Here is a 14,314-nt window from a genome sequence, read left to right on the forward strand (position 1 = left end):
TTTACTGTAAAGCATTCTATCAAGAGATGTCACGTTCTCATCAACCAATAATTAATTGGTCAGTGCTATTTATTTCAGCTTAGTGGCTAACTTATTCTTGAAATTTAGAAAGATAATCTATCCGAACTTGTACAAAATTATAAATAGGGTCTATTTCTAACAAATAGGCCTTTGATCATTTCTAAAGCCATTCTTCAGAACGTTATTACGATCTGAAGAATGGCTTTATTGGCTTGTGCAAGTAACATTTGCGTGACTAATGCTAGTAATTCTTGCTAGGATTGCCTTAGATCCTTGATTATGATTTAGGAGGAGTGAGATTTGAGCTTTAAAGACGATATCAAGACCTTGCGCAGGCAATCTAACTTAACCCAAGAAGCGTTAGCTCAAAAATTACATGTGACTCGCCAAACAGTCTCAACTTGGGAAACTGGCAAGAATATGCCAAGTTTAGAGACCCTGCATGCTTTGAGTCAATTGTTTAACATCTCACTCGAAAAACTTCTATTTAACGAGGAGATTGCAATGAAAAAAGATAAAGAACCCTCTTTGGCTACCCAGATAGATCATGATGTTAAGCTTAAAAGTCGTTATCGTCGTTGGACTTTTGGTTTAGGTGGCTTGATCGTACTAGCACTGGTTAGTATTGGTATTTTATGTTTGGGATATTATAAAGGTATTGGGACGATTGATCGCTTTGATCCGTTTTTATCCTATAAAGTCGGGTACACTAAATTACCTAGTGAAAAGGTTCTATTTTTAAATAAAAAAAAGCCCCTTTTGCAGAAGGGGCTTTGTACGAAAAACATATTTACGCATTATATGATTGTGAGGTTATTATAACATGAGTGAAAAGATTGTAAAAGGTAGAGACTGGGCATTTATTGTGTATCCAGAGAGTGCGCCAAAAAATTGGCGAGAGATTTTAGATGAAACGCATATGCGTTGGGTTGAAAGTCCTTTGCATGATAAAGATTTCAATCCTGACGGAACGTTCAAAAAACCGCATTGGCATGTGATGTTGTCAGCAGACGGTCCAATTACACTTAAAGCAGTTGAGAAAATCATTGAACCTTTGAATGTGCCTGCGCCACAAAAAGTTGGTTCAGGACGTGGAATGATTAGGTATTTTATTCATTTGGATAATCCTGAAAAATGTCAATACTCAAGAGATGAGATTGTTGCTCATGGTGGTGCTGATGTTGAAAGTTATTTTGAATTAACGAAAACAAATAAAATAAGTGTGATGAAAGATATTATCACTTATATTTACGAAAATGAGATTGATAATTATGCTGACTTTCTAATGATTTGTATTCAAAAATCAGATGAATGGTTTGACGTGGCGATTAATAATAATACTTTAGCAATCAACAAGATGATTGATGGCATGTGGTTGAAGAAGAAAAATAGCTTATAAAAGTACACTATTAGAAAACGTTTTCTAATTATGATAACTTATAAGTGTAAAGAAGTTACTTATACTTGGTAGGTGTTTAAAATGATAATGGGTTTTGTATATATTATTGCTTTAGTTATCTTTTTTGTCTGGTTAGTTAAATATTTGAGAAAAGTTATTGATAAAATTAATAATCCTTAATAATAAAAAGCGACCCACTTAGTTTTAAACTAAGTGGGCTTTTTTTGTTCCTTAAATACCCTATCAAGTTCACCAGACAGCAGATTCCCATCTTCATCACAGGCTACCAGCTGGCAACGACACCTTGGATGAGTATCCGTGACTGGAATCGGTGCTTGTCCATAGGCAAATGTTTGTCTATCAAGTGGTTCACAAATATCACAAACACGATCATCTTCCTCGGTTAACCACATCACATACTGAACATTCTGTTCATCATACGCTATATTCTTACCACCGTTGCTATTGCGTATAGCTTCATTAGTTGTTAACGTATGAATTCTGGATAGCATTTGGTTCATAGGCGTTGTTAAATTGTCATCAATTCGATCACCGCTTTGAGGAATACTGCGGGTCATTTTATTGATGTCTGATTTCTTCATGCGGCGACTCAAACCCTTGTTCAGGGTTTCTTTCATTCGTGTCGTCATGACGTCGCCATGCACCCAAATTCGTTGAGAATACTCAGCTTGGTTGGCTACTTTATCTGGAACTGTTGATAGTTTATTAGGGCTTGAATTATTATAGCCATCGATATACTGCTGTTTGAGTTCATTCACTGCAAATGATTCACTTTTTGCTGTAGCAATATTCATACCGGCGCCAATCATTGCACCCAACATATCACGCCGAGAAATAGATGCTTGGGCAAAGATTGCTTGCAAGCGTTTAGACAATTTATCACTAGGACTAGCGTTAGCTAGCATTTCATCAATCTACCTTTTAAGTAAAGAAAATAGGGACCCTTTCAGTTAACATGTGCTAACCAAAAGGGCGCCCTATTTTCTTTTAATACCGTATTTCACACGGTATCGAATAAAGGTCGTCCGTTTAATACCTGTATTTCGGGACACATCAATGTCACTCATGCCAGCTCGATAAAGCTTAAAAGCATGTTGCAAACGGGGATCATCTTTGGCATATTGGGGTTTGCGCCCATGATATTTACCCTGCTGCTTAGCTAAGGCAATCCCTTGTTGCTGGCGCTCAATGATTCGCTTACGTTCACTTTCGGCCTGATACTTATAGAGTTCAATAATCAAGTTGGTCATCAGTTGACGTAAATTTGGGTCAGCAATCCCTGTCATGGACGGCAAATTTAACACATCTAGGGTGGCACCCTTATTTTGAATGGAGTTCATGATCTTAGTCAAATCATGGTTGTTTCTGCCTAAGCGATCTAATTCAGTGACCATTACAATATCACCCTCACGAATATAGGCCAGCATTTTTTGCAGTTCTGGCCGATTAGTGTTAGCCCCACTTAATTTATCCGTAAATAATTTATCAACGTCTTTTAAAGCCGCTAACTGTCGATCTAAATGTTGCTCCTTGGAACTCACACGCGCATAACCGATTTTAGCCATTTCCAATTCTCCTTTTGGACAGTTCTAATGAACGATTGTAATTCCTAGTATAGCACAGAAATAAAAACGGCCACTAGGGTATACCCTAATGACCTTTTTTGATCTATCAGCTGACGTCAACTTTCATCTGGTAAAAAGCCGTGTTCGACAATCAATAACTGGCGTGCCATCGTCTCAACCACGGACTGCAGATCTTCAAACTTGCGATAATGGCCACTGGCAATGAGTCTGGTGGTGACCGCCGTTTGTTGGGCGATTAAGGCAGAAACGACACCGAAAACGTCATCGACTGACAGGCCCTCACGACGAGGCAGCTGTTCAATTTTCTCGCGAAAAATGCGATCGGTTTCAGCGGATATGGCAGTTGTTTCTTGCTGCACTTGTTGTCGCAACGGTTCGGGAAAATGCGGTAAATCAGCATAGGCTTGCATCATCAAGCGGTATTCAGCTGGGAATTTGAATTGTAGTTTCAACTCATACTTAACTGCAGTGGTCATCATGGCAGCCAAGCTAGGGGCATTCTGCCACTTTTTAGGGTCCATGTGATCATAAATTCGATGATAGGCATATTTGAAAGCGTCAAGATACAGCGCTTGTTTATTGCCAAAATAATGGAAGAGCAAGCCCTTAGATACTTGTGCTTGGTTGGCAATCTGATCGGTTTTGCTCTTGATGAAGCCTTGCTGGCCGAAAATTTCCGTCGCTGTTTTGAGGATTCGGGTGACCTTTTCAGGATCTGTCACAACATTTTTCATAGGCTCAAATCCTGACGGCGATAACCAGCAATGCCAAGAATAAATAATACTATAGCGCTAACAACCATCACGATTAGCCATGTTTGATCAACGTTTTCAACCGGTACATTGGCAATCCAGCCAAAAGGTGTGAAGTTGCCTGCGTGTTTTGGCAAATCAAACAATCCCCGGAAAATTTGAACGATCAGACCGGCTCCCATATACAGCCAGAATAGACTGCTTAAGCGTGGCCACAGACCGACTAGTGCGATGCCAAGGGCGATAAACGATATCACAGCCGGAACGCTAGCCACGAATAGGCGACCGAGGTACTTGAGCGGCAACGGGTGACTGAGAACAGTGTTCCCAGTGAAGAACAAGGCCAGCAGCCCAGCAGAAAGGACGAACACGCCTGCCAGCAGACCAAAGCAATAGTAGCTGACACTGATCGTGGTTCGCGTTGGCTTTTCGGCATGAATGACGCTCAAGTAACCAAGGTTGTCATCGCGTTTGAGTCGGAATGCCACTTGGACGCCAGCAGTCACGGCTAATGCGACGAAAATGCCGAGATACATGCCTAAGAATGACAGGACCATGGTCTGATTGGCAGCGTTGATTTGGCCAACATCTAGTATTTTACGATAAAGCGGATTCGTTTTAAGAATGTCGCCAACGCCGCCGAGCACACTACCCATGACGCCGCCAAACACCACGGCGCCGATTAACCACCCAGCAAATAATCCGCGCTCAGTTCGCCACAGTAAGGCAGGGATCGAGCGAAGCCAGCCGGCAGCTTTGGCTCGGCCGGTGCGTTCAGCAATAATCCCGGCGCCCAGATCGCGGTTGCGGGCAATCATGGTGGCGCTGGCCGCAAGCAGAATGCTGACCAGTAAGGCCAAACCTAAAGCCCAGACGTTGTTATCAGTATAGAAGTTTGCTTTTTCGAACCAACCAATTGGTGATAACCACGTCAGATTTTGATGCTGGATATCGGTGACCAGCCGAACCAAATAAGCGGCAGTCAGCACCATGTAGCTCAACATATTGGCTGTACGTGTGTTATTGGTTAGTTGCGCGAATAGCAACGCAATGGCTCCGAATAGCAAGTTGGCGATCACCATCCCCAGTGAAAACAGGAAGTCACCGTACAAGTCAGTACCACCCATGTTGACAGCGGCCAACGAGACAAAATAGAGGATACCCATTATGGCACTGTCGATGAGAAGCTCAAGCGAAGCGGCGGTGATGGCAGCCGTTCGCCCAACATTGCGAGCGCGAACCATTTCGAGCAAGCCACTTTCTTCTTGACCGCGGGTGTTGCGAATCATCAGCGGCATAACCCATAAGGCCTGCAAAATAATCATGAAGACGACCATCACACCAGCAAACACAATCGCTGTGTTATACGTGTCCACCTTTGGCATCGCGCCAAACATTGCCGCCATGCCCGGCGCTTGCAGCATTTTGACAATCTCTTTAGAGCCCGAGGCCCCGCCTGCAAAGGCTGCTTCCAATTTGCCAGCACCACTGGCAATCATCATGATCAAAATGACAAGCCAGATGAGTGAAAATTTTAGATTTTGTTTGAGGTTTGCCCGAAGCAGATAACCTGCGTTCCGATTACTGTGCCGCATGAGTCTCACCTTGCTTTCCATAATAACGCAGGAATAAATCTTCCAGCGTTGGCGGCGTTGATTGCATGTCGACCACGGTGTTGGCGGCCAGTGTGGTCATGATGGTGCCAAGCGCGTCTCGATCAGCGGTGAAAACCGCCTTGGTGTGCTCGGAATCGCGATAAGTGAGGTCGTGAACGCCAGCTTGCTTTGCCAAAGCAGTCATTGGGGTAGCGGTGGTGACTTCAATTTTGATCCGCGATAGATGCCGTAATTGATCAAGATTGCCGCTCTCAATCACACTACCATCACGGATGATAACAATTGAATCACACATTCGCTCGACTTCGGACAAAATGTGGCTTGATAGCAGCACACTTTTACCGGCTCTTTTCAGTTTTAAAACTTCTTGCTGGAAAGTCTGTTCATTTAATGGATCAAGCCCAGAAGTGGGTTCATCAAAAATATACAAATCGGCATCTTGCGACAACGCAGCAATTAACGCTACTTTTTGACGATTGCCTTTTGAATAGGTACGAGCTTTTTTCTTCGGATCAAATTCAAAGGCCTTGATTAGTTCATCGGTCTTTTGATTATGCTGGCGGCCATTTAAACGTAGCAATAGGTCGATAATTTCGCCGCCAGAAAGATTTGGCCATAAATAAACGTCCCCAGGAACATAGGCGATGCGTGGATGAATCGCCGCATCATCCCGCCAGGCATCTTTGCCGAAGACGGTCACTGAGCCGCCACTCTTTTTTAATAAGCCTAAAATAACTCGAATGGTCGTGGATTTGCCGGCCCCATTAGGTCCTAGAAAACCCAGAACCTGACCGGGTGCCAACGTGAAACTGACATCTTTTAATGCGGCAAACTTGCCAAAGTTTTTTTGAAGATGGTCAAGTTCGATAATAGCTGTTGTCATTTTTGTCATCCTCCTTAAGGTCAAACTTGAAACACGTTTTAATATGTCGGTATCTGATCAACCTTTTCGCCTACAGTATAGTCGCGATTGACTGACGAGTCAACGAATTATTGACTCGTCAGTCAATTTTTTTGTGACGCCGGATTTACAATGTAAGTGCAACAGATTTTAAGTTGCAAAGTGAGATCTCAGTTCACTTTTATTAAAGAATTTTAATTTTCACTGTTGACAATGAAGATAATCGCGCGTATATTATCATCAACAATTAAATTTAGATGAGAAAAACGTTGAAGGAAATAATGACCAGGGACTAGGTGCAGAGAGCTAACGGTTGGTGAAAGTTAGTCACGGCTCGTGGGAGTTAATCGTTCCTGAGTTACCGGCTGAATTAAAGTAAGCTTAGGTTGGTTGCCATCCATTACCTTGGCCACAAATGTTAGTTTGTGATTGAGATGACTGGCCTTGTGCCGGTTAAAGTAGGATGGTACCACGCGGAAGCGTTCTTACAGTTGCAGAAATGCGACGGTAAGAACGCTTTTTTCTTTCTAAATTTAGCTGTAAGAACTTTTTGGAGGTAATTACTATGACTGAATTAAACACAAAGCAAGAAGAATTCGCCAAGGCACTATTTACAGCTTATGACACCAATACCCCATTAAAAGAAGACGACTGGAAAGACGTAGTGACAGATGATGACACGGCCTATGCAGTTCAAGATGAAGTCATGAAGTTAAAGGGAAAGGAAACAGCAGGCTATAAGGTATCACTGACGAGCAAGCAGACCCAGGACATGTTTGACGCGGATTCACCGTTATACGGACAACAAGTTGCAGAACGGTTCTTGCAGTCACCAGCGGATGTCGATTTGTCCACCCTTAACGAACCGCTCCTGGAAGTTGAACTGGCCTTTCGGGCAAAGGAAGATCTGAAGCCAACTGACTCGCTTGACGATCTTTTCCATAAGGTGACGGTTGCCGGTGACTTGGAACTGCCAGATGCGCGTTTCGTCGACTGGTTCCCGGACCTTGGAAAGTATAACGTAATGTCTGATTGTGCGGTTGGTGGCCTAGTTGTTTACGGGGAAGAACGCGATGCCGACAAGGCCTTTGACAGTGTTGATGATGCGGCAAAGGTTCATGCAGACCTTTACAAAGATGGTGAAAAATTGAAGGATGGTGAATCATCAGAAGTATTGGGCAACCCATTTAAGTCGTTGCAGTGGTTAGTCAAGAAACTTGATGAACAAGGGAAGACGTTTAGCAAGGGCCAAATGGTATCATCCGGTACGTTTGTCCTGCCACCAAAGCTTACGGCTGGTGAGTGGGAAGTGAAGTTTGACCAAGGATTTGGCAATGTAGTCGTCAATGCTAAGTAGGGAGCGTGATTAAATGAAAGTTGCAGTTGCGGGAGTTGGCGCGATGGGGACGCGTTTTGCCCTCAAGTTAAAACAAGCTGGTAATGATGTCACAGTTGTTGATGGTTGGGATGAACGGGTTGCCGCCCTCAAACAAGGTGGCCTCCGGGCAAACCTCGATGGCGAAGAAGTAGCGGTAGATGTTCCGGTATATGGACAAAAGGAGGTACCGCATGATCTGCACTTTGATGTGGTTCTCTTTTTCACCAAGAGTATGCAACTGGAACAGATGGTTAAGGACATGCTGCCAGTTTTTGATGATGATACGTTGGCCCTTTGCCTGATGAACGGGATTGGTCATGAGAAAACCTTGGAGAAATACCTGCCAAAGAATCGGGTATTTCTTGGTAACACAATGTGGACTGCACAAATGACCCGACCGGACCACGTCTTGCTGGAAGATGATGGGAGCTGTGAGTTACGAAACGTTGAACCGGGGGAACCACAAGATCGTCGAGCAGCGGAATTAGTTAAGACTTTGGATGAAGCGGGCTTGAAGGCGCGATTACTTGATGATCCACGGTATTCGGTCTTTCGCAAAGGGTGTGTTAATGGGACACTAAACACACTGTGTACCCTTTTTGAATGCAATCTTGAGGAATTTGGTAAGACAAGTCGTGCCCATGAGATGGTTGTTGGCGTGGTAAAGGAATTTGCTGCTGTTGGTGAAAAAGAGGGGATTCACCTTGATGTAGATGAAGCAGTGAAGCACGTTGAAGATTGCTACCGTGTTATCGGTGCTCATTACCCATCAATGTACCAGGACCTGGTCAAGAACAAACGGCGGACAGAGATTGACTATATTAACGGCTATGTTGCCCGTCATGGTAAGAAATATGGACTTGCAACCCCATTGTGTGATTTGTTAACGGCTGAGCTCCACACGAAGGAGGAATTACAAAATGCTCAGTGATAGTGAAAATTCACCCGGACAGATTAATATTTTAAACATAAAAAGTCGGCTAATGAACTTAGAGTGCTCATGGGCCGACTTTTTTACATTCCCGGAACGTCAATTTAAATTAGAAATTGATCATCTGTAATATGCTTCATGAATACTTCTAAAGGCGTTTGGTAACTAAGTGACTTGCGTGGAATGTTATTACGGCGTGTCATAATTTGCCGGATTAATTCATCAGGTAATGAACGAAAATACATGCCCTTCTTTAGCCCATCACGTCGAATAATACCATTATTGTTTTCGTTTAACCCCCGCTGATTGGGAGCACCAACTTCTGCAAAGTAGGTACTAATATCATACTTATTAGCGATCTCACGCCATTCGGCAAACTCTTTACCATTATCAAATGTGATGGACTTGAAGAGGTGCCGTGGTATTTTGGCAAGTCATTGATCAAGGTGAGTATTAACACATTCGGCAGTACTTAGTTAGAAGCTAGAAAATAATAGTTAATTCCCAGCCTCCTTTTTTATTACTTGTGGCAAAAGTTGAAAAGCACTAATTAATAGAAGAAGAACTTGTTGGTTTGCGTTATGTTAAAACAAAATATGATCAGGCTTGAACTACTCCCACTTAGCTAAAACTACGGTTTAACGCTTGAAGTGGGAGATTCTGGGAACATCGCATACTTACTTTACTGATAATAATTAGGCAGAAAGCCCGTGACTTTAGTCATGGGATGAATGCCCTTACTTAAATTAAAATTTTGATGCCAATTTCTAATCGTATTGATGTTGTAATTACTCACCCTCGATGGCATCATCTTAATATAACGGAGGTGAGTAATATAAAAATGCTAAAAGGAATTAAACTACGCTTATACCCAAGCAAATTACAACAAGCCCAACTATTACAAATGTTTGGGAATAATCGTTTTGTTTGGAATCAGATGTTGGCTATGGCTAAGCAACGCTATAAGAATAATCCAAGTAGTCACTTTGTAAACGGCTATCAAATGGATGCCCTACTAAAGCGACTTAAACAGGAATATCCGTTTCTAAAAGAGAGTGATTCGACTAGTCTACAAGTAGCTAATCACAACTTAGCACAGTCTTTTAAGATGTTGTTTAAGCATCAGGGTGGTTATCCACGCTTTAAGAGTAGACATACAGTTAAGCAGTCATATACAGGGAAATCTACAATTTCTGTTGTTGCTAAGCGTTACCTAAAATTGCCAAAACTTGGCATTATCAAATCTAGCAAAACTACTCAATTAACCGATTACAAGGTTAAACGTTATACCGTAAGTTATGACCAAACGGGACGTTATTACTTGTCATTACAAGTAGAAACAGATGAACCAGCTCTCTTACCTAAAACAGGAAAGACCGTTGGTCTTGATATGGGAATAGCTGACTTAGCAATTAGTTCTGACGGAGAAAAGTTTAGTACTTTCAATGCTAAATGGTTAGAAAAGCAATCAACCATTTGGCAAAGTAAGTATTCCAAACGTAAATATCAAGCCACCGTAGCTGTTCGCCAGTGGAACCATAATCATAAAGATTTCAAAATGGAAATTGACGATTATCAGAACTGGCAAAGAGCACGACGGCGAAAAGCTCGTTGTCAGCAACGCATAGCTAATCAGCGTAAAGATTACCTGCATAAGCTAACTACTGATTTAGTTAAGCAATACGATGTGATTGTAATTGAGGATTTGAAAACCAAGAACCTTCGAAAAAATCATCATTTAGCTAAATCAATTAGCAATGCAAGTTGGTACCAGTTTCGGACTATGTTGACGTACAAATGTGCTTGGTATGGTAAACAATTAATTACTGTTAAGCCAAACTATACCAGTCAGATTTGTAGTCATTGCGGTTATCGTAGTGGTCCAAAGCCTCTTAATATTCGTGAATGGACTTGTCCTAAATGTGGTACGCATCACGATCGGGATATTAATGCGGCAGTTAATATCTTACATAAAGGATTAAAAGCCGAAGGCTAGGGACTAGCCATGGTAAATAGCAAAGTTCCGTAAGTTAGGTATTGTGAATACACATGTAATATCCTAAATACTATTTTGTGTTCCCAGAAACCACCGACTTTAGTCGGTGTGTAGTTCATAAACTCGCTTTGAGAAAGCTTCTTCGCTAATTGATGAAGTTTATTATAAGACCGAGAGGGTCGAACTGAATCAATTTCAGGGAAGACTAAATGATTTTGACAATATCTTTCTCTTCGTGCAAGAGAGAGCTGGCTATCAAACTTCAAATAAAATTGATGAATAGCTCGGGCGTACTGAATAGTGAGCCATCTCAACTCTTGGCGCAATTGCCATGAATCTGATTGGCTGAACCTTGGTTGAACAATTAACGGTTGCCTAAAGCCATAATAATCACTCCACGAAACCAAAGACTTTAATAACGGTAGAGAAACACTAGTAATTGATCGTTCCCGGTGAGGGTAAATCACAATAGGGTAGCCGTGTTGACTGCTCTTTTTTGCTAAGTAAGAAAGATTGTAGGTTTCCATGACGGTATTAAGTTCATGTTCGTGACCAAAGAGGACGGGTTGCTGATAAGAAATATTAGCTTTCGGGTAAGAGAAAACAATGGTTCCCCATACGCCTTGCTGATTAATTACTGATTCAGGTAGGTAGCGTTTTAAGCCTTTTGATTCGTGATTCCGATAGCTAGTATTATGGTTCATCCCCTCAACTTGAGTTAGCAATGGAGGATTTTCCAATAGTCCTTTGAACATCTGATTAGGATGAAAACTAGCTTTCCAGTCCGTTTGGTTATTCATTGTCTTTATAAGTTGATTCAAGGAAATTAAGTAGTCCGGGAAGTAGTTGCTGCCAAGTAAGTATTCGGCAACGTCGATATATGCTTCACTAACCCCACACAACCGAACCTGTAGGTTACTGGCTTGCTGATAAAGGTCAGCTAAATAGACCTGTTGTCCGTTCTGAACCACAAAAGTCTGCATGATGCGATTAGCCAAGTTACCCAATTTACGTCCTACATTGGCAAAGTTCTTTGCTCGATTAGAGGAGAGAGAACCATCAGTTACCGCAAAGATAACTTCAATATCTTTCTTAGGATGCTTAATAGCATATTGCAGGTAGTTCAAAATTTTGTTAGCTTGGCGATCATTTGATTCGGTCCGATTATCTAGTTCGACAAACAATTCATGGCGTTGGTGATGCCGATTAAAACTAATCATCATATCGGCAACGAAAGGAAGCTCATTTTTCTCCGCAAACTCATTCTTAAATTGGCGGTTAAAGGGACTAAAGTCAAAATCATCTAGGCAAAAAGCAGGGTTATTAATTAACGATAAGTCACGAGTGAGAACATTTGCATTTAGTTCAGCAAACCGACGGACGGCTGGTTTTTCTCGAAGGTACTTTGACGAATCATTAAATTGCAAATGGTCAAGATGATGAGAGAAGTGGCGAAAGTTAAGCTGTGCTAATTTCAGATAAATGGCTATTTGGGACCACAGTAAATGACTCCAGTCAGTAACTTCATGGAAATTGAATGGTTTCGTTGAAAGAAAATGGTAGTTATTCTGAATTTGATGCGGAGTTAGCAGGAATGAAGAATCATTAACAGCTGAAGATGAAGTTATTTTGATATTTAATGAATCTTGCTGATTAGGGAAGCAATAGGATAAGGCTTGTTCGGCTGACGGCACCGCCGGAAGCTGCGAATTTTTGTGCGCCTCCACCGGAGCGCTCGCGGTTTTCTGGATGTGCCCCCATTTTGCCCCCATTTTGGGGGCATTCTGGGGGCATTTTGGGGGCACCCTCAGAATTAGCACCGTGATCTTGATTTAGTGCCCCCATTTTGGGGGCATTTTGGGGGCATTTTGCCCCCTCGGTGGTTTTCCAAGACATTTTGCTGCTTTTTGTTAAGTTTATTTGATGATTGTTCTCGCTCATGGTCCATTATTTATGATGGTTCAGTGGTCTGTTCTGCTTGATTAGCTAAATAGTTGATATAATCGTCACTTTTTGCCTTATTAATTAAGTTAGTGAACCCATTTTCTTCTGGAATATGTTCATCAGTGCCTTCAATACTAAAGAATCCTTTGGTATTACTGTCATCTTGGGAACTCTGCGTTGCGTGATTATCGGACCTTGCTTCGTATGATTTGCGCCATTGCCGGTCAGTGTAAACTTCAAGGCGGTCATTAATTTCTTGTTCCCGTTGGGCTTCCGCAAAGAAGCTTTGAACGGCTTGCTGAGAGTGCCCTGAATGGGGCTGATTGCCTTTCTTATCAACTTTCCTTAAAACTGCTTGATGATGCTTCCTGCCTTTCCTATTAGGCTTCCGGTGACTTCTGTGAGGCTTGATTGCAACCATGTCTTGACTATCTTGACTAGCATTAATCTCATCCCTAGCGTCCGAAACCGGTGTAGTCAGTAACCATAGGGCAACAGTTGCACCAGTATTAAGCATCCCCTGTAGGTGGCAATAACTGCTAAGACTAGTATTTAGTTGGTTGTAAGCTTCATATAAGCTGATCTGAGAGCATAAAGCATCCCCAGCTTTAAAAATACTTAAGTCATCCCCATTGCAGTTTCCAGCGGTGCTACCTGAAACAACGGTGTTTAACGGCTTGCCGGTGGCTTCGCCTGACAAACTCCTGCGGTGCCGTTTTCGGCTAACGTCTTTCACGTGCGCCAGCCCTTGGCGTGCGTGCTTTTTTTCGAAAGTATTTGACTTAGTAGGCTGATTAGCATTAGTAGGAGTACCAACGATAGAGTACTGTTTTAATAGAGCATTTAGGTTACTCGTATCTGATACCTTGCTATTACTACTCAAGCTGTCCTGTTCTTTGCCATGCTTATGATTGTTAGTGCTTCTTATAACACTAGGTACTAATACTCCATCAACTAATAAACGTCCTATTTGGTTACTTAATTGGGGTAGGGTATCTACTAAGGTCTCATTACTTGGTAGGTACGTTGCTAACCACTGAGGTAATTGGTCTTGCACCGTTTTATCTATGCTTATTTGGTCGTTAATTGTCTGTTTGTTGGTTGCCGTGCTCGTCAGGCTAGTCGGCACCGCCCGGCTTGCCTGTTCCACCGGTGTTCTTTGTTGTGGGTCCGCCACCGTGCGGCCCTTTCTCTTGCCACCGGCTGCTTGCTGTGCTCCTGCACCGTCAGGAGCTTTAAGAGATTGATTAACTATTATCTTTTTATCTATAAAGTTGGGATTGGTAACTATATAGTTCTGGTAGTTATTAGTGGTGTATAGCTGGTTAGTTGTGCCTAACGTTTGGTACTTAAATGCAGCAGCGTAGATGCCTTGTACAATAACTTCAATTGCTTGTTCATTATGGCTATTAAGCCCAACATTAGGGGCATTAACAGCACTATTAGGCCATATATGCTGGTTAGCTAAAAAGTGTTTAGCTTTATTGGTAAGGTGGTAAACAGTCCTAGAGAGTTTGCTAGGGCGTTTGTCTTTAGATTTATCTACTTTTTTAAGTAAACCGTCATGGCTACACCATTCTCTTAAAATAGAACGTGTAAAGCGGGTTGGGTAATGGCTAATAACAGACCATAACATATCAAGCTGGTTTAGATTAACAAAGCCTAAATCGCCAACTAACTTTAGTAACTTTAAGTCTTTTTCATTCAGGTTTATTGGCCCTTTATGTTTAGAGCTAATGTAATTAATTGTCATATTATTACCCCTATAT

12 protein-coding genes and 1 pseudogene are annotated in these 14,314 nt (G+C 42.1%); 5 read left to right on the top strand and 8 right to left on the bottom strand.

Features of this window, described 5'->3' with window-relative positions; genetic code table 11:
* The first annotated feature begins 321 nt into the window (after positions 1 to 321).
* Both H5975_RS05205 and H5975_RS05210 read left to right on the top strand, forming a co-directional pair.
* The gene (locus H5975_RS05205; RefSeq protein WP_239473154.1) at positions 322 to 843 is read left to right on the top strand and encodes a helix-turn-helix transcriptional regulator; all 522 of its coding nucleotides are present in this window, start codon (positions 322 to 324) and stop codon (positions 841 to 843) included.
* Between the two features lies 1 nt (position 844).
* Positions 845 to 1,420: a replication protein gene (locus H5975_RS05210; RefSeq protein WP_204785172.1), complete on the top strand. Its 576-nt coding sequence runs from the start codon at positions 845 to 847 to the stop codon at positions 1,418 to 1,420.
* Between the two features lie 209 nt (positions 1,421 to 1,629).
* Here the strand turns inward: H5975_RS05210 and H5975_RS05215 are convergent, their stop codons facing one another.
* The 5 genes from H5975_RS05215 to H5975_RS05235 form a co-directional block, all read right to left on the bottom strand.
* Positions 1,630 to 2,346 carry a phage minor head protein gene (locus H5975_RS05215; protein WP_204785173.1) on the bottom strand — a complete coding sequence of 239 codons (717 nt, stop codon included), beginning with the start codon at positions 2,344 to 2,346 and terminating at the stop codon, positions 1,630 to 1,632.
* Between the two features lie 72 nt (positions 2,347 to 2,418).
* Positions 2,419 to 3,006 carry a recombinase family protein gene (locus H5975_RS05220; protein ID WP_003596518.1) on the bottom strand — a complete coding sequence of 196 codons (588 nt, stop codon included), beginning with the start codon at positions 3,004 to 3,006 and terminating at the stop codon, positions 2,419 to 2,421.
* A gap of 116 nt (positions 3,007 to 3,122) precedes the next feature.
* Complete coding sequence (locus tag H5975_RS05225; RefSeq protein ID WP_204785174.1) at positions 3,123 to 3,761, bottom strand: TetR/AcrR family transcriptional regulator; 639 nt, start codon at positions 3,759 to 3,761, stop codon at positions 3,123 to 3,125.
* Positions 3,758 to 5,374, bottom strand: coding sequence for an ABC transporter permease (locus H5975_RS05230; RefSeq protein ID WP_013085964.1), 1,617 nt, complete (start codon positions 5,372 to 5,374; stop codon positions 3,758 to 3,760). The genes H5975_RS05225 and H5975_RS05230 overlap by 4 nt, the downstream gene beginning before the upstream one ends.
* Positions 5,361 to 6,278 (bottom strand): ABC transporter ATP-binding protein, encoded by a 918-nt coding sequence (locus H5975_RS05235; RefSeq protein ID WP_012399426.1) that lies wholly within the window; start codon positions 6,276 to 6,278, stop codon positions 5,361 to 5,363. The genes H5975_RS05230 and H5975_RS05235 overlap by 14 nt, the downstream gene beginning before the upstream one ends.
* A gap of 583 nt (positions 6,279 to 6,861) precedes the next feature.
* Here H5975_RS05235 and H5975_RS05240 point away from each other — a divergent pair.
* Positions 6,862 to 7,653, top strand: a complete 792-nt coding sequence (locus H5975_RS05240; RefSeq protein WP_056994923.1) for a 2-keto-4-pentenoate hydratase — start codon at positions 6,862 to 6,864, stop codon at positions 7,651 to 7,653.
* 13 nt (positions 7,654 to 7,666) lie between these two features.
* Positions 7,667 to 8,605: a 2-dehydropantoate 2-reductase gene (locus H5975_RS05245; protein WP_086118428.1), complete on the top strand. Its 939-nt coding sequence runs from the start codon at positions 7,667 to 7,669 to the stop codon at positions 8,603 to 8,605.
* 104 nt (positions 8,606 to 8,709) lie between these two features.
* Here H5975_RS05245 and H5975_RS05250 read toward each other — a convergent pair.
* Positions 8,710 to 9,075: pseudogene (locus tag H5975_RS05250) on the bottom strand (IS30 family transposase); the annotation flags it as partial.
* A gap of 371 nt (positions 9,076 to 9,446) precedes the next feature.
* Here H5975_RS05250 and H5975_RS05255 point away from each other — a divergent pair.
* Positions 9,447 to 10,601, top strand: coding sequence for an RNA-guided endonuclease TnpB family protein (locus H5975_RS05255; RefSeq protein ID WP_098047065.1), 1,155 nt, complete (start codon positions 9,447 to 9,449; stop codon positions 10,599 to 10,601).
* Here the strand turns inward: H5975_RS05255 and H5975_RS05260 are convergent.
* Positions 10,598 to 12,373 carry a hypothetical protein gene (locus H5975_RS05260; RefSeq protein WP_086118426.1) on the bottom strand — a complete coding sequence of 592 codons (1,776 nt, stop codon included), beginning with the start codon at positions 12,371 to 12,373 and terminating at the stop codon, positions 10,598 to 10,600. The two genes, H5975_RS05255 and H5975_RS05260, sit on opposite strands and share 4 nt — an antisense overlap.
* Before the next feature lie 179 nt (positions 12,374 to 12,552).
* Positions 12,553 to 14,314, bottom strand: a 1,762-nt coding sequence (locus H5975_RS05265) for a hypothetical protein (RefSeq protein WP_204785175.1), incomplete at its 5' end; no start/stop codon positions are given.

Origin of the sequence: Limosilactobacillus coleohominis, from assembly GCF_016901675.1 — a bacterium.
Taxonomy (GTDB): Bacteria; Bacillota; Bacilli; order Lactobacillales; family Lactobacillaceae; genus Limosilactobacillus; species Limosilactobacillus intestinavium.